15 protein-coding genes are annotated in these 21,617 nt (G+C 61.1%); 11 read left to right on the forward strand and 4 right to left on the reverse strand.

Annotated elements, in window-relative coordinates; all coding sequences use genetic code 11:
* Nucleotides 1-2: 2 nt before the first annotated feature.
* Nucleotides 3-953: an ABC transporter permease gene (locus N2A98_RS12370; RefSeq protein ID WP_078803052.1), complete on the reverse strand. Its 951-nt coding sequence runs from the start codon at nucleotides 951-953 to the stop codon at nucleotides 3-5.
* Nucleotides 950-2,563, reverse strand: a complete 1,614-nt coding sequence (locus N2A98_RS12375; RefSeq protein ID WP_044273714.1) for an ABC transporter substrate-binding protein — start codon at nucleotides 2,561-2,563, stop codon at nucleotides 950-952. The genes N2A98_RS12370 and N2A98_RS12375 overlap by 4 nt, the downstream gene beginning before the upstream one ends.
* 499 nt (nucleotides 2,564-3,062) lie before the next feature.
* On the opposite strand from N2A98_RS12375, the gene N2A98_RS12380 reads away from it, so the two are divergent.
* The 6 genes from N2A98_RS12380 to N2A98_RS12405 all read left to right on the forward strand — a co-directional run bounded on the left by N2A98_RS12380 (nucleotide 3,063) and on the right by N2A98_RS12405 (nucleotide 9,710).
* Entirely contained in the window at nucleotides 3,063-4,871 is a 1,809-nt protein-coding gene (locus tag N2A98_RS12380) for an ABC transporter ATP-binding protein (RefSeq protein WP_275623608.1), read from the forward strand.
* Nucleotides 4,872-4,988: 117 nt separating this feature from the next.
* The gene (locus tag N2A98_RS12385; protein WP_275623522.1) at nucleotides 4,989-5,936 is read left to right on the forward strand and encodes an AraC family transcriptional regulator; all 948 of its coding nucleotides are present in this window, start codon (nucleotides 4,989-4,991) and stop codon (nucleotides 5,934-5,936) included.
* Nucleotides 5,937-6,043: 107 nt separating this feature from the next.
* The gene (locus tag N2A98_RS12390) at nucleotides 6,044-7,420 is read left to right on the forward strand and encodes a Rieske 2Fe-2S domain-containing protein (protein WP_153475358.1); all 1,377 of its coding nucleotides are present in this window, start codon (nucleotides 6,044-6,046) and stop codon (nucleotides 7,418-7,420) included.
* Complete coding sequence (gene benB, locus N2A98_RS12395) at nucleotides 7,417-7,905, forward strand: benzoate 1,2-dioxygenase small subunit (protein ID WP_034135573.1); 489 nt, start codon at nucleotides 7,417-7,419, stop codon at nucleotides 7,903-7,905. Before N2A98_RS12390 ends, benB begins: the two co-directional genes overlap by 4 nt.
* A gap of 10 nt (nucleotides 7,906-7,915) precedes the next feature.
* Nucleotides 7,916-8,938 (forward strand): benzoate 1,2-dioxygenase electron transfer component BenC, encoded by a 1,023-nt coding sequence (gene benC, locus N2A98_RS12400; protein WP_275623523.1) that lies wholly within the window; start codon nucleotides 7,916-7,918, stop codon nucleotides 8,936-8,938.
* 10 nt (nucleotides 8,939-8,948) lie between these two features.
* Nucleotides 8,949-9,710: a 1,6-dihydroxycyclohexa-2,4-diene-1-carboxylate dehydrogenase gene (locus N2A98_RS12405; protein WP_044273691.1), complete on the forward strand. Its 762-nt coding sequence runs from the start codon at nucleotides 8,949-8,951 to the stop codon at nucleotides 9,708-9,710.
* Nucleotides 9,711-9,864: 154 nt separating this feature from the next.
* Here the strand turns inward: N2A98_RS12405 and N2A98_RS12410 are convergent, their stop codons facing one another.
* The gene (locus N2A98_RS12410; RefSeq protein WP_020301481.1) at nucleotides 9,865-10,779 is read right to left on the reverse strand and encodes a LysR substrate-binding domain-containing protein; all 915 of its coding nucleotides are present in this window, start codon (nucleotides 10,777-10,779) and stop codon (nucleotides 9,865-9,867) included.
* A 268-nt stretch (nucleotides 10,780-11,047) separates the two neighbouring features.
* Here N2A98_RS12410 and N2A98_RS12415 point away from each other — a divergent pair, with 268 nt between their 5' ends.
* The 4 genes from N2A98_RS12415 to pgm all read left to right on the forward strand — a co-directional run bounded on the left by N2A98_RS12415 (nucleotide 11,048) and on the right by pgm (nucleotide 17,682).
* Nucleotides 11,048-12,070, forward strand: coding sequence for a zinc-dependent alcohol dehydrogenase family protein (locus N2A98_RS12415; protein ID WP_032891964.1), 1,023 nt, complete (start codon nucleotides 11,048-11,050; stop codon nucleotides 12,068-12,070).
* 705 nt (nucleotides 12,071-12,775) lie between these two features.
* Entirely contained in the window at nucleotides 12,776-14,200 is a 1,425-nt protein-coding gene (locus N2A98_RS12420) for a hypothetical protein (RefSeq protein ID WP_275623524.1), read from the forward strand.
* Nucleotides 14,201-14,236: 36 nt separating this feature from the next.
* Complete coding sequence (locus N2A98_RS12425) at nucleotides 14,237-15,640, forward strand: PLP-dependent aminotransferase family protein (protein WP_078468111.1); 1,404 nt, start codon at nucleotides 14,237-14,239, stop codon at nucleotides 15,638-15,640.
* Between the two features lie 398 nt (nucleotides 15,641-16,038).
* Complete coding sequence (gene pgm, locus N2A98_RS12430; protein ID WP_044273695.1) at nucleotides 16,039-17,682, forward strand: phosphoglucomutase (alpha-D-glucose-1,6-bisphosphate-dependent); 1,644 nt, start codon at nucleotides 16,039-16,041, stop codon at nucleotides 17,680-17,682.
* A gap of 134 nt (nucleotides 17,683-17,816) precedes the next feature.
* On the opposite strand, the gene N2A98_RS12435 is transcribed toward pgm, so the two are convergent.
* A complete protein-coding gene (locus N2A98_RS12435) occupies nucleotides 17,817-18,512 on the reverse strand; it encodes a pirin family protein (RefSeq protein ID WP_044273697.1) in 696 nt (231 codons plus the stop codon).
* Between the two features lie 217 nt (nucleotides 18,513-18,729).
* Between N2A98_RS12435 and N2A98_RS12440 the strand changes: the two genes are divergently transcribed.
* Nucleotides 18,730-21,192, forward strand: coding sequence for a UvrD-helicase domain-containing protein (locus tag N2A98_RS12440; protein WP_275623525.1), 2,463 nt, complete (start codon nucleotides 18,730-18,732; stop codon nucleotides 21,190-21,192).
* Nucleotides 21,193-21,617 lie beyond the last annotated feature (425 nt).

A 21,617-nucleotide genomic window follows, 5' to 3' on the forward strand; every position in this document is an offset into this window, starting at 1 on the left:
GTCTAGGACACCTTTGGCGTGTGGGAAATGCGCGGGTCGAGCCACGGGTACAGCAAATCCACCAGCAGGTTGACCAGCACAAAGGCTGCCGCCGACACCGCGACAATCGCCAGCACCACCGGGATGTCCTGGCGCAGCACGGCCTCCTGGGCCAGGCGGCCGACGCCGGAGCGGGCGAAGAGGGTTTCCACCAGCACCGCACCGGACACCGTGTTGCCCACCTGCAGGCCGATCAGGGTAAGAATCGGCAGCGCCGCGTTGCGAAACCCATGGCGCGCCTGGACCTGGCCACGGCTCAGGCCCTTGGCGTAGGCGGTGACGATATACGACTCCTGCCACACTCCCTGGAAGCTGCGCTGGAGCACTTGGGCATACACCGCCGCACTTGGAATCGCCAGGGTGATCGCCGGCAGTACCAGGCTTTCAAAGCCTCGGCTGCCGGTGGCGGGGAACCAGCCGAGGCCGAAGGCAAACACCTGGATCAGCAACAGGCCCATCCAGAACACCGGCACCGAAAACCCCAGGGAAGGCAGGCGCGCCAAGGCTTTTTTCAGCGGTTGCCAGCGAATGTAGGCGGTCAGGTAGGCCAGGCCGATGCCGCCGACCAGCGACAACACAATCGCCAGGCCGGCCAGGGACAGGGTTTGCGGCAGGCGCTCGGCGAGTAACTCGGATACCGGGCGGTTCAGCGACAGGGACTGGCCGAAGTCGCCGTGCAAGGCGCCCAGCAGCAGGTCGACATATTGCTCGAACAGGCCCTTGTCCAGGCCGTAATAGGCCCGCGCCTTGGCCAGGTCGGCCACCGACAGTGAATCGGCCTCCATGCCCGAAGCACTGAGCATGATCGACAGCGTGTCGCCCGGCAGCAGATAGAGGATCAAGTAGGTGATGCTATAGGCCCCCCACAGCACCAGCAGAGCCTGGCCGACGCGTCCGATCAGGTAGCGGCTCATGGTGTGCCGATCTCGATATCACCCAGCAGCGCGAAGCCTTCGGCAGTCCAACGAAAGTTCTTCACCTTCGGCGACGTTGCCGCCTGCCACACGCGCTCGTACACCGGGAACGCCGAGCTCTCGTCGATCAGAAGGTCCTGCAGGTCGCCATAGGCGGCGGCACGCTGTGCGCCTTGGGTGGCCGTAATGCCGGCATCGAACAAGCCCTTGGCTTTTTCCAGGGTGGCCGGTTCGTAGGTGTTAGTGGCCACGGTGGAACTGTTGGCGCTGCGCGGGTCGAGGATGGTTTGCAGGATGATCGGGTCAGCGCGAGTCATATAGTTGATGGTCAGGTCGTAGTTGCCGGCGGAGTTGTTGGCCACCCATTCGGCGCGGGTCACCACGCTGAGCTTCAGCTCGATGCCGACCTTGCGCAGTTGGTCCTGGATCAGCACGTCACCCGCGGTTTCGGCCGGGCTGATGTTGTAGCTCAGGCTCAGACGCTTGCCGTTTTTGCTGCGGTAACCGTCCGCGCCCTTGGCCCAGCCGGCTTGATCCAACAGTTTTTCGGCAGCTGCCGGGTCGTAGCCGAGCTTGCTGCCCTGGCTTTTGAAGTAAGGCGTGGTCACGTCAAAGATGCCATCCACCACTGGGAACTCGGCGTTATATACGGTGCTGGCGTAACTCTTGCGGTCGATGGACTTCTGCACGGCCAGGCGCACTTGTTGATCGGCGAGGATGCGCTCGCCACGGGTGTTGGGGTACAGGTTCAGCGCCGGGCCCGGCAGCGAGCGGCTCTGGATGGTCGCGCCCTTGGACTGGAACAGCTTGAGGTCGACCTCCGAAAACGGGTTGCGTGGCCACAGGATGTCGGCCTTGCCCTGCAGGAACAGGCCGTTGCGCACGCTCTCTTCGGGGATGTAGCTGATGTCGACGGCGTCCAGGTGTGCCTCACCCGGGTTCTTCATATTTGCCGAAGGCCACGCGTAACCCTTGCGTTTTGTCAGGCGCGCGCCGACTTCCGGGGTATAGCTGGCCAGCACAAACGGCCCGGTACCGATGATCTTGCCCAGAGAGCGTTCCTTGACCGTGAGCGCATAGGACGCGGGCGCAAGGATTGCCAAGTTGGTGGTAGAAGTGGCTTGTAAAAAGCCCGCGTTGGGTTTGGCCAGTACCAGCTTGACGGTGAAGTCGTCGACCACTTCGGCGTGGTCATAACCTGCCAGGTAGGTGGCGCCGAAGGTCGCCGGCAGCTGGGTGGCCAGCGCCTTGTCGCTGTCGAACGCGGTTTTTACCGCTTTTGCGTCGAAGCGCTCGCCGTTGCTGAATGTCACGTTGTCGCGCAAGTGAAAGGTGTAGGTCAGCGCGTCGTCACTGATCTCCCAGCTCTTGGCCAGCCAGGGGACGATCTTGCCGGTGGCCGGGTCCTGGTCGGTGAGCGACTCGGCGACATTGCGCAGCAGCACGCGGTGTTCCAGCCAGTACACCTGGAAGGGGTCGACGCTGACCAGGGTGGTGTTGTCGCCAAAAAATGCAATGTTCAGGGTTTTGTTCGCTTGCGCCTGGTCATCCGAAGGTGAGCAGGCGGCCAGGCTGATCGCCAGGGCGCAGGGGGCCAGCAGACGGCTCATCAAGTTGGAGGTGTTCAATGGGGGTGCCCTCGTTTGGCGATGTGAATCAGAAGCCGTAGGCCAGCTTGGTGTAGTCGCGGTCCTTGATGTTGTTCAGCGGGTAGTAGCCGTCAGGAAACACCTCCGGCACCGCCGCGCGGCCGGTGGGCGGGTACCGCCGCCAGCAGCGAACTGGTCAACAGCGACAGGTGGAATTTTTTCAGCGGGGCGGGGTGAGAAATATCGGGCATATCGAGAGAGATCCATGTCGGGGGTACGTCCTCCGCCAGGCATGGGGTCGGTCTGTGAAGTGAAGATATCTCTATAAAAAACTGCGGGGAAAGTCTTTTTTAGAATAAGCTAATTATTAGATATTGTTATCTTGTGGTTTTATAAGATCACCTATTTTTATTACCCGGCTGGTGAGGCGTGTCGGCTCGCCGTTGGATGTGCGCGACGTCATCGCCTGTCATAATTTACCCATCTCACCCCTAACCCCCACACGGAGGCCATGCCATTGATGGTGCTGTTCAATCGATTGAGCGCGTTTTCCATCCAGGCGCGCAGGGCACTGAAGCTGGTCTGGGGGACGTCCCGCCCCTTATTCATAGGCCTGCTGCTGGCCACCATCGTTGCAGGTCTGTTGCCTGCGCTGGCTGCCTGGATCGGCCAGCGTATTGTCGATGGCGTGGTGCATGCGATGCAGATTCATGCAGCCGGCAGCCAGGCACCCGTGTGGCCCGTGATGCAATACGTGCTGGCCGAGGCGGGCGTGTTGGGGCTGCTGGCCGCCGCTCAGCGTGCGTTGTCAATGCAGCAATCGTTGCTGCGGGTGCAGTTGGGGGTGAAGGTCAACCTGATGATTCTGGAGAAGGCCCAGACCCTCTCGCTCACGCAATTTGAAGACGCCGAGTTCCACGACAAGCTGGTGCGCGTGCGCCAGGGCGCGTCGACACGGCCGCTGAGCCTGGTCACCAAGGGCCTGGGGCTGGTGCAGAACCTGATCTCGCTGGTCAGCTTTGCCGTGTTGTTAGTGCACTTTTCGCCGTGGGCGCTGGTGATTCTGGTGGTCGGCGCCTTACCGGTTTTCTTCGCCGAGACGCATTTCTCGGGCAATGCGTTTCGCCTGTTCCACCGGCGTGCGCCGGAGACCCGTCAGCAGAATTACCTGGAATCGCTGCTGTCCCATGAGACCCACGCCAAAGAGGTCAAGCTGTTCGGCCTGGCGCCGCTGTTCCTCAAGCGCTACCGCGACAACGCCCGGCGCTTGTACGCCGAAGACCGCCAGTTGACGGTGCGCCGCGATGCCTGGGGCTTTGCCCTGGGCCTGCTGGGCACCGCGGCGTTTTATGTGGCTTACGCCTGGGTGGTGCTGGACACCGTGCGCGGCCAGACCAGCCTGGGGCAGATGACCATGTACATCGTGCTGTTCAAGCAGGGGCAAAGCGCGATCACCGCCAGCCTCAGCGCGATTGCCGGCCTGTATGACGACAGTCTGTTTCTCTCAGACCTTTATGACTACCTGCTAACCCCAGTGGTCGTGCCGAGTGGCCGGCTTACCCAGGGCGCGCTTCCCGGCGACGGTCTGCGTTGCGAGCACGTGGGGTTCAGTTACCCCGGCGCTGAGCGGCCGGCATTGGCTGACATCAACCTGCACTTGGCGCCGGGGCAAAGCCTGGCCCTTGTGGGCGAGAATGGCTCGGGCAAAACCAGCCTGATCAAACTGCTCACGCGCCTGTATACCCCGCACGAGGGGCGTATTCTGCTGGATGGCAGCGACTTGCAAGACTGGGATGAACAGACACTGCGCCAGCGCATTGGGGTGATTTTTCAGGATTACATCCGCTACCAGATGACCGTCGGCGAGAACCTTGGCGTGGGTGACGTCGATGCGTTGAACGACGAGCCGCGCTGGCGCACGGCTGCAACCCAGGGGGTGGCCGCCGAGTTCATCGAACGCCTGAGCAAGACCTACGGCACACAGTTAGGGCGCTGGCTTGGCGGCCAGGAGTTGTCGGGTGGGCAATGGCAGAAGGTTGCCTTGTCACGCGCATATATGCGCCAGGAGGCGGATCTGCTGATTCTTGACGAGCCGACGGCGGCGCTGGACGCCGGCGCCGAGGCGGCGGTGTTCGAGCACTTTCGCGAACACGCCAAGGGCCGCATGACGTTGTTGATTTCCCATCGATTCTCCAGCGTGCGCAATGCCGACCACATCATCGTGCTGGACGGCGGGCGAATCCTGGAGGAGGGCAGTCATCATCAACTGATGGCGGCGGGTAGGCGCTATGCCGAGTTGTTCGATGTTCAGGCGCGGGGGTATCGCTAGGTCGCGAGCGCCACGCCCGACGATACCTCCAGGGTATCCCTCCAGACTTTATCCATATTGGACGCCCCCCTACCCAAGCGTCAGCCTGAGCCCAATAACGATAAAAGAGTCGCGACCATGACCGTGCTATTGAGTGAGCGCAGCCAGATTTTCCAGGGCGCCGATGCCTACGCGGTGTCGGACTACGTCAACCAGCATGTGGGCAGCCACTGCATTCGCCTGCCTCCCAGGGGCCGGCCGCGGGCAAGTATCAGCCATCGCACCTTCGCCAGCCTGGACCTGTGCCGCATCAGCTACGGCGCACCGGTGCGGGTCATGTCGGTGGCGCTGGAGACCATCTACCACCTGCAGATCCTCTTGAGCGGGCATTGCCGCTCCAACTCCCGTGGCGAGGAGGATGTGTTCGGGCCGGGGGAAATCCTGCTGATCAACCCGGACGACCCGGTAGACTTGACCTATTCCGCCGACTGCGAAAAATTCATCATCAAACTGCCGGTGCGCCTGCTGGAAAACGCCTGCCTGGAGCAGCACTGGAGCCTGCCGCGGGCGGGGGTCCGCTTCACGACGGCCCGTCACGCGCTCAGTGAAATGGGCGGCTTCCTGCCGTTGCTCGGGTTGATCTGCCATGAGGCGGAAAACGCTGCCGAGCCCCACATGCAAGGCCTGTACGAACGCATCGTGGCCAACAAGCTGCTGGCATTGCTGGGCAGCAATGTGTTGCGGGTGCCCCCCCGGGCTGCCCACGGCGGTGGGTTTGAAGCGGTGCACGAATTTATCCAGCAGCACTTGGGCGATGACATCAGCCTCGAGCAGTTGATGGCCGTGGCCAACGTCAGTGAACGTTCGCTGTACAGCCTGTTTGAGCGCCAGGTGGGGCTGTCGCCGCGCGATTACGTACGCCGCTGCAAACTCGAACGCGTACATGCACGCTTGCAGCTAAGCAGCACGCGCAGCGTGACCGAGGTGGCTTTGGACCATGGGTTCATGCACTTGGGACGGTTTTCCGAGGCCTATCGCAAACGCTTCGGCGAACTGCCGTCGCAGACCTGGAAACGCCATCGTTAAGCGACGTGCGCCTGGCGGATAGTGATGTGCAGGCAGCGGATATTGACGGGCAGAGCGAACACGTACGGTGAGGGCGCCTGATACAAGAACAACGGAGGGCCCGCCCCATGATCAGTACACTCGACCGACTCGCCTGCCAAGTGCGCGAGTCCGTACAGGAAGACCCCGCCACTGGGGTATTCCGCTGCCGCCGCGACATCTTCACCGACCCCGACCTGTTTGCCCTGGAGATGAAACACATCTTCGAAGGCGGCTGGATCTACCTGGCCCATGAAAGCCAGGTGCCGCAGATCAACGATTACTTCACCACCTGGATCGGCCGCCAGCCGGTGGTCATCACCCGTGACAAGCATGGCGCGCTGCATGGTCTGGTCAACGCCTGCGCGCATCGCGGCGCCATGTTGTGCCGGCGCAAACAAGGCAACAAGGGCTCATTCACTTGCCCCTTCCATGGTTGGACGTTCAGCAACGCCGGCAAGCTGCTCAAGGTAAAGGACGCAAAGACCGGCGCCTACCCGGACAGCTTCGACTGCGACGGCTCCCATGACCTCAAGCGCTTGGCGCGCTTTGAAAACTACCGCGGTTTCCTGTTTGCCAGCCTCAGCGAGGCGGTGCCGGAACTCAGCGATTACTTGGGAGAAACCCGCGTCATCATCGACCAGATGGTCGACCAGGCCCCTTTGGGCCTGGAGGTGCTGCGCGGCAGCTCATCCTATGTCTATGACGGCAACTGGAAGCTGCAAATTGAAAACGGCGCCGACGGTTACCACGTCAGCTCCGTGCACTGGAACTACTCGGCGACCATGGGCCGGCGCAACTACGACGCCGAAGGCACGCGCACCGTCGACGCCAATGGCTGGTCGAAAAGCCTGGGCGGCGTCTACGCCTTCGACCACGGGCATATCCTGCTGTGGACGCGCCTGCTCAACCCCGAAGTGCGCCCGGTGCACGCTCACCGCGAGGCCTTGGCCGAACGCCTGGGCCAAGCGCGCGCCGACTTTATCGTCGACCAGACCCGCAACCTCTGCCTCTACCCCAATGTGTACCTGATGGACCAGTTCTCGACCCAGATCCGCGTGGTGCGGCCCCTCGCCGTGGACAAAACCGAAGTGACAATCTATTGCATGGCGCCCATCGGCGAAAGCGCCGAGGAGCGCGCCACGCGGATTCGCCAGTACGAAGACTTCTTCAATGTCAGCGGCATGGGCACCCCGGATGACCTCGAGGAGTTCCGTGCCTGCCAGACCGGTTACCAGGGCGCGAGCACCCTGTGGAATGACTTGAGCCGTGGCGCCAAGCAGTGGGTCGAGGGCGCGGACGAAAATGCCTTGGCCATGGGTATGAAACCGCAGCTCAGCGGGGTCAAGACCGAGGACGAGGGCTTGTTTGTGCGCCAGCATGCGCACTGGGCCCAAAGCCTGCAGCGTGCGATCGAGCGCGAACAGCAAGGGCTGATTGCCAGCGACCGTGAGGTGCAGCCATGAGCCTTGCCCGTGACCACCTGCTGGATTTTCTTTACCGTGAGGCGCGCCTGCTCGACGACCGCCAATGGGATGACTGGCTGGCCTGCTATTCGCCCAAGGCCGAGTTCTGGATGCCCGCCTGGGACGATCACGACACCCTCACCGAAGACCCGCAGCGCGAAATCTCGCTGATCTACTACCCCAACCGTGACGGCCTGGAAGACCGCATCTTTCGCATCAAGACTGAGCGCTCCAGCGCCAGCACGCCCGAGCCGCGCACCGTGCACATGCTGTGCAACCTCGAAGTGCTGGCCGACGACGGCGCGCAGGTGGACCTGCGTTTCAACTGGCACACCCTCAGCCACCGCTACAAAACCACCGACAGTTATTTCGGTACCTCCTTCTATCGCCTCGACATCCGTGCCGAGCAGCCGCTGATAACCCGCAAGAAAGTGGTGCTTAAAAACGATTACATCCACCAGGTCATCGACATCTACCACATCTGAGGACACCGCCATGACGTATGCCATCGCCCTGAACTTCGAGGATGGAGTGACCCGCTTCATCGACTGCAAGGCGGGGGAAAAGGTGCTCGATGCCGCCTTCCGCCAACGCATCAACCTGCCCATGGACTGCTCGGACGGCGTGTGCGGTACGTGCAAATGCCGCTGTGAAACCGGCGCCTACGACTTGGGCGACGACTTTATCGACGACGCCCTGAGCGCCGACGAAGCGCAGGCGCGCCAGGTACTGACCTGCCAAATGGTGCCGCAGTCCGACTGCGTGATCGCCGTGCCGGTGCCGTCCAGCGCCTGCAAGACCGGCACCACGCACTTTGCCGCGACGCTGGCCGGCATCACCCGACATGCCGATGCCGCGCTGGAGGTGAGTTTCGAACTGGACCAAGCGCCGGTATTCCTGCCCGGCCAGTACGTAAATATCAGCGTGCCCGACAGTGGGCAAACACGTGCTTACTCCTTCAGCAGTCGCCCGGGCGACCGGCGCGCCAGCTTCCTGATCAAGCACGTGCCCGGCGGGTTGATGAGCAGTTGGCTCGAGCGCGCCCAGCCGGGCGACAGCGTGGCGATCACCGGCCCACTGGGGAGTTTCTACCTGCGTGAGGTGGCGCGGCCGCTGCTGTTACTGGCCGGTGGTACCGGCCTGGCGCCGTTCCTGTCGATGCTTGAAGTGCTCGCGCAGCGCCAGGAAACCCGCGCGATCCGGTTGATCTACGGCGTAACGCGGGATCAGGACCTGGTGATGATTGAGGCGTTGCAGGCTTTTACCGCGCGTTTGCCCGACTTCAACCTGGTGACCTGCGTGGCTGATCCGCACACCACTCACCCGCGCCAGGGCTACGTGACCCAGCACATGGCCGACGAAGCCCTCAATGGCGGCGATGTCGACGTGTACCTGTGCGGCCCGCCGCCGATGGTCGATGCGGTGCGCGAGCACTTCAAGCAGCAGAGCGTGACCCCGGCCAGCTTCCATTACGAGAAATTCACCCCTAACGCCGTCGCCACGTGCGATGCCGCCTGAGGACTGCCGCATGACTCAACGGTTTAACAACAAGGTCGCGCTGGTCACCGGCGCTGCGCAAGGCATCGGCCGGCGTGTCGCCGAACGCTTGCTGGAGGAGGGGGCCTGGCTGGTTGCGGTGGATCGCTCCGAGTTCGTGCATGAATTGCAGCATGAGCGAGCGCTACTGCTGACCGCCGACCTGGAACAATACAGCGAGTGCGCGCGGGTGATGGCCGCCGCCACGGCGCGTTTCGGGCGCATCGACGTGCTGGTCAATAACGTCGGCGGGACCATCTGGGCCAAGCCTTTTGAGCATTACGCCGAAGCTGAAATCGAGGCCGAAGTGCGCCGCTCGCTGTTCCCTACGCTGTGGTGCTGCCATTGCGTGCTGCCCTATATGCTGGAGCAGGGCGCGGGCGCGATCGTCAACGTGTCTTCCGTGGCTACGCGTGGTGTCAATCGCGTGCCCTATGGCGCAGCCAAGGGCGGCGTGAATGCCTTGACGGCCTGCCTGGCCCTGGAGACTGCAGGCAGCGGGATTCGCGTCAACGCCACCGCGCCCGGCGGCACCGAGGCACCGCCACGGCGCATCCCGCGTAACAGCCAGCCGCAGAGCGAGCAGGAGCGTGTGTGGTACCAGCAGATCGTCGACCAGACCCTCGAGAGCAGCTCGATGAAACGCTACGGCAGCATCGACGAACAAGCTGGCGCAATTCTGTTCCTGGCCTGCGACGAGGCCTCCTACATCACCGGCGTGACCTTGCCGGTGGGCGGCGGCGACCTCGGCTAAGGCTTTTTCCATCAGATGACATGGGCTCTCCTTTTCAAACCATCCAAGGCATGCCCTCAGGTGTGCCCCAATGGAGCAATCCACTGGAGATGGATGGGGCTTCATGGTCTATGAAAAGGCAGAAATGATCAGATAAACAGCTGCCAGACGGCCACTAGAGACTCTCAGGATCCCCAAAAAACATCTGAATCCTCGACCTCAACCACCGCTCCCCCGGATCATTATCCTGTGACCCCCGCCACGCCATATGCAGCTCAAACGAGCGCACCGGCAACGGCGGATCCTCGGCACGCAAACCACCCGCCGAGGTCAGCGCTTCCGCCGCATAATCCGGCACGGTGGCCAGAATGTCCGTACCCGCCAGCAACGTACCCAGGCCGTTGAACTGCGGCACCGCGAGTACAACGTGACGCTTGCGGCCGAGTTTTTCCAGCTCTTCATCGATAAACCCGCTCAAGTCGCCGGCAAAGGAGACAAGGGCGTGGGGCCGTGAGCAGAAGTCATCCAGGCTCAGCGAGCCCGGCACGCTGTCGGCGCGCAGCAGTTTGGGCAGGCTGCGCCGCAACACTTTGCGCTTGGCGTTGGCGGGCAGGTCGGCGGTGTAGCTGACGCCGATGGAGATTTCGCCGGAGGCGAGCAGGCTGGGCATCAGGATGTAGTTGACGCGGCGTACCACCAGCACGATGCCGGGGGCTTCGGAGCGCAGGCGTTTGAGCAGTTGCGGGAGCAGGGCGAATTCCACGTCGTCGGACAGGCCAATGCGAAACACTGCGGTGCTGGTGGCCGGGTCGAATTCGGCGGCGCGGCTGACGGCGGTGGAGATCGAGTCCAGGGCCGGGGAGAGCAGGGCGAAGATTTCCACGGCGCGGGCCGAGGGTTCCATGCTGCGCCCGGTGCGCACGAACAGAGGGTCATCGAACAGCCCGCGCAGGCGTGACAGTGCCGCACTGATGGCCGGCTGGCCGAGGAACAATTTCTCGGCGGCGCGGGTCACACTGCGCTCATGCATCAAGGTTTCGAATACGATCAAGAGGTTAAGGTCGACACGACGCAGGTCGTTACGGTTCATCTTGTGTCCTGGAAGAGTCAGCAAACTTGATGTGAGCGGTCATGTAGCCCCCCCTGAGGTTCGATTCAGAAGGATGACCGGCATGAATCTTACGGGGAAAGGCTGGTACTCTGCACCGGCTAATTGATTTTTCCTACGATAGTTGAGGGGTGTTCCTCCTTCGCGGAATCAATGACAGGCATGTCGACTATTAATGGTGACCGGTGGTCTTACCCCCAAAGCCCAGATAAAGTTCATGGCATTAGAGGTTACTTTGACGAGGTTTGCGATGTCCCGCACGATTCGTTTTCACAAGTTTGGTCCGGCTGAGGTGCTCAAATGCGAGGAGCATGCAGCCGCACAGCCCGCACCGGGCGAAGTGCAGGTGCGTGTCGATGCGATCGGTATCAGTTGGTATGACATTCTGTGGCGCCAGAACCTGGCGTCTTCCCACGCACGTCTGCCTTCTGGCCTGGGCCATGAAATGGCCGGTGTCGTAGTCGCCCTCGGCGACGGCGTGGATGATTTGGCAGTGGGCGATAAGGTGGCCAGTTTTCCGGCCGAGAGCCCCAATGATTACCCGGTGTATGGCGAGCAGATCGTCTTGCCCCGTTCGGCCCTGACCCGCTATCCGGATGTCTTGAGCCCGATTGAAGCCAGCGTGCATTACACGCCGCTGCTGATTGCGTACTTTGCCTACATGGACCTGGCGCGGGTCAAACCCGGCCAGTTTGCCCTGGTGACCGACGCCAGCCACTGTGCCGGCCCTTCGTTTGTGCAGCTGGGCAAGGCCCTGGGTGTGCGGGTGATTGCCGCCACCAAAGACAGTGCTGAACGCGAATACCTGCTGTCCCTCGGGGCGGAAAAGGTCATCGTGACTGAAGAACAAGACCTGCTGATGCAGATCAACAAGTTCACCGACAACCGTGGCGTCGACGTGGTGTTCGATGGCCTGGGTGGCCCGCAGATGTCGCTGCTCGGTGACGTCCTGGCGCCGCGTGGCAGCCTGGTGCTGTATGGCCTGCAAGGTGGCAATCAGACGCCATTCCCGGCCTGTGCGGCGTTCCAGAAGAACATTCAGTTCTTTGTGCACTGTATCGGCAACTTCACCGGCAAGCCGGAGCTGGGCATTATCCAGGACCAAGTGGCGTTGCAGCGTGCGTTGCGCGATATCAACCAACTGACGGCCGACCGTGTGCTTGTCCCACTGAAAACCACGGTATTTCCGTTCAGTCAGTTCGTCGAAGCGCACCGATACATGGATGAATGCCCGTGTCGCGAACGGGTGGCGTTGCAGGTTGAAGCTGTTTGAGCTGTAGGAGTATTCGCAAATGAATACTCCGGCGCCTGAGCTGATGAGGCAAATGCGCCATTTGACAGGGCTTAACCCGCACCGGGGTTGAGCCGCCGCAGGGGCGCTGCGCCCCGCAAACAATACCGTTATTGCCGTGCGCCGCCCTGAAATCCAGTGCGGCGCTCTTGTGTGGGCGTCATTTAAGTTGGGCTGGCAGGTCATCTGAACTGCTTTTTGACGCTGTTCTGTATCTGTTAATCATTATTTGAGTGCCGATAATTGAGTCTTCATTGTCATCTCAAGGATTGAGCCATGATTGATTACACGGCAGTTGCGTCACGCACCTTCAGAACTAACGAGGCTCGGATTGTTTCTCCCGCAAAGTGCAAAACGAATACCCTGTTGCCTTGCGCGCAGCGAAGGTGCGCAGGTGATTAATATTCGTCGGACGCTTCTCTAATTTCTTAGTTAAAACAGTGTAGGACGTTGTCGGAATATTCCTAAGGCTAACAGCTATTTCGCTGGAGCCCGCGCAGGCGCTGGATTCTCCGGCGGGGCGGCCATGGGCGCCCTCAATGCTCTCACCTGCGCTTTTGTTGCAAGGTGCTAATGTTGACTCAAACTTGTGCTGCGCAATGGAAGACAAGCCTACAGATGTAATAGGTCGAGCAACGCTGTTTGGTAGTTGCTTGAAACTGATATTTCAACTCAGGTAGTAGAACGATGAGCACTATTCATGAACAAGCCATGAGCTATGTTTACCAGCAAGTTCTGCAACGTTTAATCGGGCACTTTACGCGCGCCGAACGAACGTCACTTCAATTGCTCGTTCAGCGAATCGTGGTGGCCGCAGGCGGCATGGAACAAGTGGGCAATTACAAAGTACTGATCGCCCATGGTGGCGGCGAAGTGAGCAGCTACACCCTCGCGTTGCTGCGTGCGGCGCAACTGACCATTGCTGGCCGCTCGCCCAAGACGTTTCAGATACGGGTGGCAACATTGCGGCATGCCGGTATGACTCAGGCAACGCTCGACTCCTTGAATCAAGGCTACGCAGCGCTGTTCTTCCATGACGACCCACGGGTAGAGCTGTTGATGGTGGAAAACCATGAGGTGCTGCCGTTCAACCATCAGCGCCCGGCGTCCAGTGCCGCTCGGGAAATCAGCCAGCGTAACAAGCTGATGATCGGGCACCTGACGTCCGGCGATATCCGTGCCGCCCTGTGCGACGACACGCTCCTGGCCCTGGGCGATTTCTATCAGCGGGTCGCTACCTGGAACGGCGGCGTGCATGCCCTGGTCAGCGGTGATTCAGCACGCAAGCAAAGCCAATACATCGCGTGGCTGAAAAAAAGCGCGCTGGCGACCGGCCTTACCTTTGCGCCCGCCAAGCCATCGTCGCTCAATGCATGGTTTGCACGCATGGAGGAGTGGAGTGTGGGTTGCTATCGCGACCTCTATGGCGAGCACTATGCGGGCAACGAAAGTCCGGGCCGGGGCGGGCATCGTCATTTGGCCTATATCGGCATCGCCGACTTGCTCAAAGACGCCGACGTCGGCCATGCGCCACTGCTCACCGGGTTTCTCGTCCACAAGCGGGACCCGTTCGAGTTCCATTTCAGCCATCCTGCCTATCCCAACCCATTGCTCATGGCGCATTTGCACGGCGTGCAGGCCCAGTGCCTGCGTGAGCTTTCCTACGAACATGGCGTCGCGGGGTTTGTTCGTCGTGCGGCAGACTTCCTGCATCGCCGGCACGTGCCGGTCGCGCTGATCAAAGAAGCGTCCGGGCGGGAAGGGCAGTTGCTGTCCACCGCCTACATCCAGGAGTTCTCGGGTCTGGACGACAGCCAATTGACCTGCCTGTTATTTGCACCTTTTGTTCAGCATGGCGAGCGGTTGGAGAGTTTCTTGCGTCAATGCCATCCCGGCATGCTGGTGGCGCTCCCCGAACTCCACAAGGCACTACAGGGCAAACCCGCAGCGGACATCCTGCACCAGTGGCTGGTGGATACCAGTGGGTTGCCGCTGCCGCTGTTGCAGCACCTGTACCGTAAGCGCCCGCTGTTGGAAGGACGCGGCACGCGGGCGCGCAAACGAGCTTTCGCGCGGCCCGAGGCGCGCGTCGCCCAAGTGTCGGGGCGTTAGCAACGTGTGTCCGCCAGTCAACGCCGGTGAGCAACGATGAACCTTCGCGGAGAGCGGCAAGTAGACTTTGCCTATCAGGCGGTGTACCGCTACATGATCAACCTGATCAACGAAGTCAGCCGGGAAACGCCGGTGAAACTGCCGTCCCTGCGGCAGTTATCGACGCGCATGAATGTGTCGATCTCGACGATTCAGTACGCCTATTCGTTGCTGGAAAAGGAAGGCCGAGTGTACTCGGTGGCCAAATCCGGCTACTTCGCCTGGCCCGTGGCTGCAAACGCGCCCCTTATGGCCGGTACTGATCTGCTCGAGCGTTTGTACACGGCTGCACGGCGCCCGGCGATGGTGGTACTCAGTGGTGATGAACCGGCGCTGTTGGGGTCGCTCGATGGCGCATTGCTGGCGCTGGAGCGCCAACTGGTACGCCGGTATCCCCATCACCTGCAACCGTCGCAACCCTGCGGTGTGTGGGAGTTGCGCGCCGCCTTGGCCGCTCGTTATACCTCGTCGCCCACCCGTTGCTGGCAAGCGGATGAGGTGTATGTGGGGGCCGACCTTCAAGGCGTACTGGACATCCTCATTGATGCCCTGGGCCTCAAAGGCACCGTGGTGGTGGTTGAATCGCCCTGCGATTACCTGGTGTTGCGCCTGCTACAGGCCGCTGGCGTGCGGGTTATTGAATGGCCCTGGCGTGCCGACGGCCGACCGGACCTGGCCGCATTGGAGCACTTGCTGCGCCATGAGCCGGTGCACCTAGTGCTGCTCTCATCCGTGGTCAGCATGCCCTCGGGTAACACCATGACCGAACCCGAGCGGCTGCACGTAGCGCGACTGCTCGACCAGCACGGCTGCTGGTTGCTGGAGAACGATACCTTCGGTGACCTGAGCTTTGCGCCGCCCGGGCCGGCCTTGCGCAGCCTGGTCAACCCAGAGCGGCTGATCGTGTTTTCTTCGTTCGAAAAGGTGTTGGGCCCGGAAGCCCCCTTTGGTTACCTGTTGGCGCGGCAGATGAGCAGTGAATTGCAGCGCCAATTCTTGCTGCGTTCATTTCGACTGTCCGCTATCCGACAACGCGCCATTGCCCGGCTTTATGAGAGTGGGCGGTTTGACCAGCACCTGCAGACGCTGCGTCAGCGCCTTCACGAGCAGGCCCATGCCATGAGTCACCGCTTGGATGTGCGTCTGCAAGGGCGTGTGCATTACCGCATGCCCGTGGCCGGGGCGAGTTTCTGGTTGCAGTCGACGGCGCCGGTGGACATGCGCCTGGTGTTTCAACGCATGCTCGCCCAACAGGTGGTGATTGCCCCGGGCGAGCTGTTCAGCCTCAGTGGTTTGCATCACCAACATATGCGCTTGAGCCATACCTTTAGTGGCCATCCCAACCTCGACATCGCCCTGGATACGCTGGCGCAGTCACTACGGCAGGCGCAGACTGAGTAGGAGCGAGCTTGCTCGCGAAAAACGTCAACGATAACGCGCGCTGCCTGAATAAACGCGGCGCTTGTGAGTTTTTCGCGAGCAAGCTCGCTCCCACAGGGGATCTGTGGCAGGCGCTGATTCTATGGGCATTACATAACCAGTGGGGGAGCTGGTCAGCTCCCACATTTAGATCTCGGCGCGTCAGTTAGATCACGCCGGTTGAGGCCGTTACGGGAGCAAACTTCCTCGCCACAGATTTAGCGTCGTGCCGAAGTTGTGTAGATACCTATGCCGAGTGCATATCCTCACCTCAATTATCCGAAATTTCTCTTCAGGCTGTCGGATCGATACCGTCGCGCAGTAGTCCAACTCTCAGTAAACTGTCATTTTTTCCGAATCCTTCTTTTCGAGGTTTATGCATGACTATCAGTCCTTTTGCGGGCAAACCGGCGCCAGCCCAGTTGCTGGTGGATATCCCGCGACTGGTCACGGCCTACTACACCGGCCAGCCTGATGCAGCGATCTCCACTCAGCGCGTGGCTTTTGGTACCTCCGGGCACCGCGGCAGCTCGTTTGAACTGAGTTTCAACGAGTGGCATGTGCTGGCTATCAGCCAGGCCATCTGCCTGTACCGCGAAGCGCAGGGCATTACTGGCCCATTGTTTGTCGGCCTGGATACCCATGCATTGTCGACGCCAGCCGGTGCCAGTGCCTTGGAAGTCCTGGCGGCCAACGGCGTGCATGTGATGCTGGCCGAGGGCGATGAGTACACGCCGACGCCGGCGATTTCCCACGCCATCATCTGCTACAACCGTGGCCGTACCAGCGGCCTGGCGGACGGCATTGTGATTACACCGTCCCACAACCCGCCGCAAAGTGGCGGCTACAAGTACAACCCGCCTAACGGTGGCCCGGCCGACACCCACGTCACCAAGTGGATCGAAGCCAAGGCCAACGAACTGCTCGCCAACAAGCTGGCCGGGGTCAAGCGCATCACGCACGCCCAGGCGCTCAAGGCAGACACCACCCATCGCCATGACTACCTCAACAGCTATGTGGCCGACCTGATCAATGTGATCGACATGGACGCGATCCGCAGCGCTGACCTGCGCTTGGGCGTGGATCCATTGGGCGGAGCAGGGGTGCGCTACTGGTCGGCGATTGCCGAGCATTACCGCTTGAACCTCGACGTGGTAAATACCGAGGTCGACGCAACCTTCCGCTTCATGAGCGTCGACTGGGATGGCCAGATTCGTATGGACCCGTCTTCCAGCTACGCCATGCAAAGCCTGATCGGGCTCAAGGAACGCTTCGACGTTGCGTTTGCCTGTGACCCGGACCACGACCGCCACGGCATCGTCACGCCTTCCGGTGGTTTGCTGGCGCCCAACAACTACCTGGCGGTGTCCATCGACTACCTGTTCCAGAACCGTCCGGACTGGCGTGCCGACGCGGCCGTGGGCAAGACCGTGGTCAGCAGCGGCCTGATCGACCGCGTCGCGGCGCGCATCGGTCGTCGCCTGTACGAAGTGCCGGTGGGCTTCAAGTGGTTTGCCGATGGCTTGTTCGAAGGTTCGTTGGGGTTTGGCGGCGAAGAAAGCGCCGGCGCCTCGTTCCTGCGCAAAGACGGCAGCGTGTGGAGCACCGATAAGGACGGGCTGATCCCGGCCTTGCTGGCCGCAGAAATGACCTCGCGCAAAGGCCAGGACCCGAGCCAGATCTACCGTGGCTTGACCGATGCCCTGGGTGAGCCGTTCGCCATTCGCGTGGATGCCAAGGCCACTCCAGCGCAAAAAGCCCTGCTGGGTAAGCTGTCGCCGGAGCAGGTCACGTCCACGCAATTGGCCGGGGAGAGCATCCAGCAGATCCTCAGCCATGCGCCGGGCAACAACCAGGCGATTGGCGGTCTGAAAGTCATGACCGAAAACGGCTGGTTTGCCGCACGGCCTTCGGGCACTGAGGACATCTACAAGATCTACGCCGAGAGCTTCATTGGCGAAGAGCACCTCAAGCAACTGGTGGAAGAGGCACAGGTGTTGGTAGACGGCGCGATCAGCCAATAACTGACACTAATGCGGTAGAAGTGTGGGAGGGGGCTTGCTCCCGAAAGCGGTGGGTCAGTCAACTAAGATATCGACTGGTTCACTGCTTTCGGGAGCAAGCCGCCTCCCACATTAGATAGCAACAAGCGTTGAGATCAGGCGAGGTCCACCAGCACGATTTCGCTGTCTTCAATCGCCGTCACGCGCAACACCTGCTCATCCTCAACCGCCACACCGTCTCGTGCCTGTGCCCGCACACCATTGACGTCAATCACGCCCGTGGCGGGCACAAGGTACGCCCGGCGGCCGCTGTCCAGCCGGTACTCCGCGCTTTCCCCAGCCTTCAGGTTCGCCGCCACCAAGCGTGCATCGGCACGAATCCGCAAGCTTTCAGTGTCGCCAGCCTTGCCGCTGGCCAGCGTTACAAAGCCCTCGCGGTTGCCTTGCGGAAACGGTTTGGCGCCCCAGGACGGCGGCAAGCCCGCCTCATTGGGGATGATCCAGATCTGGAAGATCTTGGTCGGCGTGGCCTCCAGGTTGTACTCGCTGTGGGCAATGCCGGTGCCCGCGCTCATCACCTGCACATCGCCGGCTTCGGTGCGGCCTTTGTTACCCAGGTTGTCGGCATGGCTGATGGCGCCTTCGCGCACATAGGTGATGATTTCCATGTCGCGGTGCGGGTGCTGGGGAAAGCCGCTGCCGGGGGCGATGATGTCGTCGTTCCACACCCGCAGGTTGCCCCAGTGCATGCGCTGGGGGTCGTGGTATTCGGCAAAGGAAAAGTGGTGATGAGCGTCAAGCCAGCCATGGTGGGCGCCGCCCAGGCTGGTGAAAGGTCGAAGTTCAAGCATGATCGTCTCCTGTTGATGGGCCTATCATCCAGCAGCGCATGATCGAGAAAAAGCGTAAAAACTACCGGATTATTATCTATTTGTTCGATGTTTTACCCCGGTGTTCACTTTCACTTCATCGCCTAACTGCATGACTGCAAAGCATTTGGCTGGAACTGGGCGGCGTTTCCGGCGACCATGGTGGCCTGGTCAAAACAAGCTCACCGCAGGAGTCCGCGTGTCGCAACAACAGCCTGATCTACCCCCCGAACTGCGCCCCTTGGCTGAAATGCCGCTGTTGAAGCGGCTTGCCGCTCGCCTGTTCGGCCATGGGCTCACCCGTTTGCGTGCGCAGCATCGGTTTTCCTGGTTGCATGGCCAGGCGGACGGCTTTCGCAGTGGGCATGAGGCGGGCGTTGAATACGGTTACCGCGAGGGCAAGGCCGATGGCATTGAAGAGGGCCGCCAGGTCCTGCTGATTCGTGACTTTCGCCCCGATGAGCACCGCGCACCAGGCATAGATGACAGCCTGTTCGACGATTGGCGATTGCCGCTCACCGCAGAGGTGAAGAAACGCATGAAGGCCGATGTCGCGCGGCTGCTGCCAGCCCATGCGCAGCCAAGTGCGGCGCAATGGAAGATGATCTTCAGCGACACGCCCTCGACCTCGGTGATTGCGGGCGCAGGCGCCGGCAAGTCGACGTCCTTGGTGCTGCGCATCCTGCTGCTCAGCCATTACCTGGGCTTTGAGCTAAGTTCCATGACGGTGGTGACGTTTACCCGCGAGTCGCGCAAGGACTTCATCAACAAACTCATGGAGATTCTCAGCCTGTGGGGCCAACCCCTTGGCAACAAAGACGCCCAGGCGGTGGTGCGCACCTTTCATTCGCGCATCCTGCCGATGGTGCGCAGCCTGCCGGGATTTGAACGGCTGCAAGCCTTTGAGAACCTCAACGGTGGTTTTGAAGACGCCGACAGCAACGCCTTCGACCTGCGTATCAGCGACGCCCAGCGCCAGCAGATGAACGCCTGTTATCACCGCTTGTATGGCCGCCATCAGCGTTTTCGCGAGTTGATTGCACCCCTGGCCCGCCATGGCCTTCAGCTCAAGGAGCTGGAGCGCGATCATCCGGACGTGCAAAAGCGCATGGCCGTGACTGAATTGGCCGCCAAGCGTGATGAAGAACTCTGTGATGTGATCGAAGACCTGTGGTTTCGCGCCGGTGCCTGGCCGATCAAAGGCATCGAGCCCAGCCGTCAGACCTTTGAAATCAACGGCGCGCAATTTCATTGCCACGGCTACATCCCGGAGCTGGATGCCTGGGTGGTACTGGGGTTCGATGGGCGCGAAAACCCGCAGATCAGTCGGCCGAACTCGAAACTCTCGGTGCGTGCAGAATGGGCGGTGAAGCGCACGTTGTTTCAAGCTTTCTGCAATAAGCCGCTGATATGGCTGGATAATTACGAATCTTCCAAGCGCCTTTTGAGCAGCCTGGGCGGCGATGCCACGGCCGGGCCGGGCTTTGATTACAAGGTCAAAGGCGAGCTCGCTTCGGCGCCCCTGTTGGACAGTTTTGTCATGGCAGCCGGGTTTATCGAGAACCTTGGTTTGGATGTGCCTACGGCGGTTGGCCAGATGAGTTTTGCCAAGGACGACCCGGACCGGCTGTTCTTCGAGGCTCTGAGCATTTTCTGGAAGGCCCTGGAAGATCACCTGCTGGAACAATCGCCGCCGATCATGACCTACAACCGGATGTTCTCCCTGTTTGGCGAAAACACCCCGGAGAACCTCAAGCTGCTCAGCGATCCGCTGTTGCGGCCGATGTCGCACCTGATGATCGATGAATTTCAGGACGTGTCGCCGCAGATCGTGTCCTGGATCCGCGCCAGCCTGCGGGAAATCCGCAGCCGCGGGCCGGCCATGCACGTCGGGCGTGGGGCGCAACGCTCATCCTTGCTGTGCGTGGGGGATGACTGGCAATCGATCTATGGCTGGCGCGGCAGTTCGCCCAAGTACTTCATGGACTTCAACAAGGAGTTTGTTTCGCCCAGCACTACCCGCGTGATGCTTGGGGAGAACTACCGCAGCCACCAGCACATCATCGACGCCGCCGAACATATCGTACGCAGCGCGCCGGCCATCCCGGGCAAGAAGGCCAAGGCCAGTGGCGAGCCCAAGGCATTGGTGCCCGTCACGGTGTTGGAGCGTGACGACGCGGCACTGGGGCAGCGGTTGCTCGAGCACTATCAGCGGGGCGATTCGATCCTGATGCTTTATCGAAAAGGTAGCGATAAGTTATTGATTCAGGAGCATATTCAGTCTGTAGTTAATGTTGATTCTAGCTTGGCGCCTCAGGCGCGCAGGCTTAAACAGCTGACTTATCACAGTGCCAAGGGCTTGCAGGCGGATGCGGTGTTTTTGCTGGGTGATTGTCAGCATGTCACCAGTTCGCCGTACAAGAACCAGGTGTATCGCATGGCGGGTTTGGGCAAGGATGGGGACAGCGAGCCTTATGACAATGCGCAGAGAGACGAAGTGTTGCGCCTGGCCTACGTGGGGATTACCCGGGCGGTCAGCCATTGTTATTGGTATGTGGAAAAGCCGGAAGGCCAGGGTGTGAATGTGCCGAGGGCGTCTGAGCGGGTGGATGGCAGGAAGGTGTTTTTTGATGATCAGCGTTCAGTGAAGGGGGCTGGCTGACCTGCGATGACGGCCTGCCAGCCGACGCCTATCTACCTGACACCCCGACGATCGAAAATGTGGGAGCTGGCTTGCCTGCGATTGCGGTCTGCCAGCCGGCGCCTATCTACCTGAAACCCCACGATCAAAAATGTGGGAGCGGGCTTGCTCGCGAAGACGGCCTCACAGTCGACACCGTTATACCGAGTGCATATCCATTGCTGCGGTAACGGCCACCTAGGGTTCCGCCCTGACGGCGGCTCACTTTTGAACAGCGCAAAAGTAAGCAAAACGCTCTTGCCCCACCACTCGGCACCTCGCCTAGGCTCGGTGTGCCCGTAATCCGCCAGTGATTTGGGGGGCCGCCGCCACGCGCCATCCATGGCGCGGGGCGGCTAAACCGGCATCCCTGCCGGTTTACCCCCCAAATCCCTGTCGAATTCCGG

The organism is Pseudomonas sp. FJ2-5-13, assembly GCF_029201605.1.
GTDB classification, from domain to species: Bacteria; Pseudomonadota; Gammaproteobacteria; order Pseudomonadales; family Pseudomonadaceae; genus Aquipseudomonas; species Aquipseudomonas lactis.

What these genes read in the sequence shown, in the direction of transcription:
- N2A98_RS12415 (WP_032891964.1), top strand. Translation starts at nt 11,048, where the DNA reads ATGTCCCGCACGATTCGTTTTCACAAGTTTGGTCCGGCTGAGGTGCTC.
- N2A98_RS12405 (WP_044273691.1), top strand. Translation starts at nt 8,949, where the DNA reads ATGACTCAACGGTTTAACAACAAGGTCGCGCTGGTCACCGGCGCTGCG.
- N2A98_RS12385 (WP_275623522.1), top strand. Translation starts at nt 4,989, where the DNA reads ATGACCGTGCTATTGAGTGAGCGCAGCCAGATTTTCCAGGGCGCCGAT.
- N2A98_RS12375 (WP_044273714.1), bottom strand. Translation starts at nt 2,563, where the DNA reads ATGAGCCGTCTGCTGGCCCCCTGCGCCCTGGCGATCAGCCTGGCCGCC.
- N2A98_RS12410 (WP_020301481.1), bottom strand. Translation starts at nt 10,779, where the DNA reads ATGAACCGTAACGACCTGCGTCGTGTCGACCTTAACCTCTTGATCGTA.
- pgm (WP_044273695.1), top strand. Translation starts at nt 16,039, where the DNA reads ATGACTATCAGTCCTTTTGCGGGCAAACCGGCGCCAGCCCAGTTGCTG.
- benB (WP_034135573.1), top strand. Translation starts at nt 7,417, where the DNA reads ATGAGCCTTGCCCGTGACCACCTGCTGGATTTTCTTTACCGTGAGGCG.
- N2A98_RS12380 (WP_275623608.1), top strand. Translation starts at nt 3,063, where the DNA reads ATGGTGCTGTTCAATCGATTGAGCGCGTTTTCCATCCAGGCGCGCAGG.
- N2A98_RS12420 (WP_275623524.1), top strand. Translation starts at nt 12,776, where the DNA reads ATGAGCACTATTCATGAACAAGCCATGAGCTATGTTTACCAGCAAGTT.
- N2A98_RS12390 (WP_153475358.1), top strand. Translation starts at nt 6,044, where the DNA reads ATGATCAGTACACTCGACCGACTCGCCTGCCAAGTGCGCGAGTCCGTA.
- N2A98_RS12425 (WP_078468111.1), top strand. Translation starts at nt 14,237, where the DNA reads ATGAACCTTCGCGGAGAGCGGCAAGTAGACTTTGCCTATCAGGCGGTG.
- N2A98_RS12370 (WP_078803052.1), bottom strand. Translation starts at nt 953, where the DNA reads ATGAGCCGCTACCTGATCGGACGCGTCGGCCAGGCTCTGCTGGTGCTG.
- N2A98_RS12435 (WP_044273697.1), bottom strand. Translation starts at nt 18,512, where the DNA reads ATGCTTGAACTTCGACCTTTCACCAGCCTGGGCGGCGCCCACCATGGC.
- benC (WP_275623523.1), top strand. Translation starts at nt 7,916, where the DNA reads ATGACGTATGCCATCGCCCTGAACTTCGAGGATGGAGTGACCCGCTTC.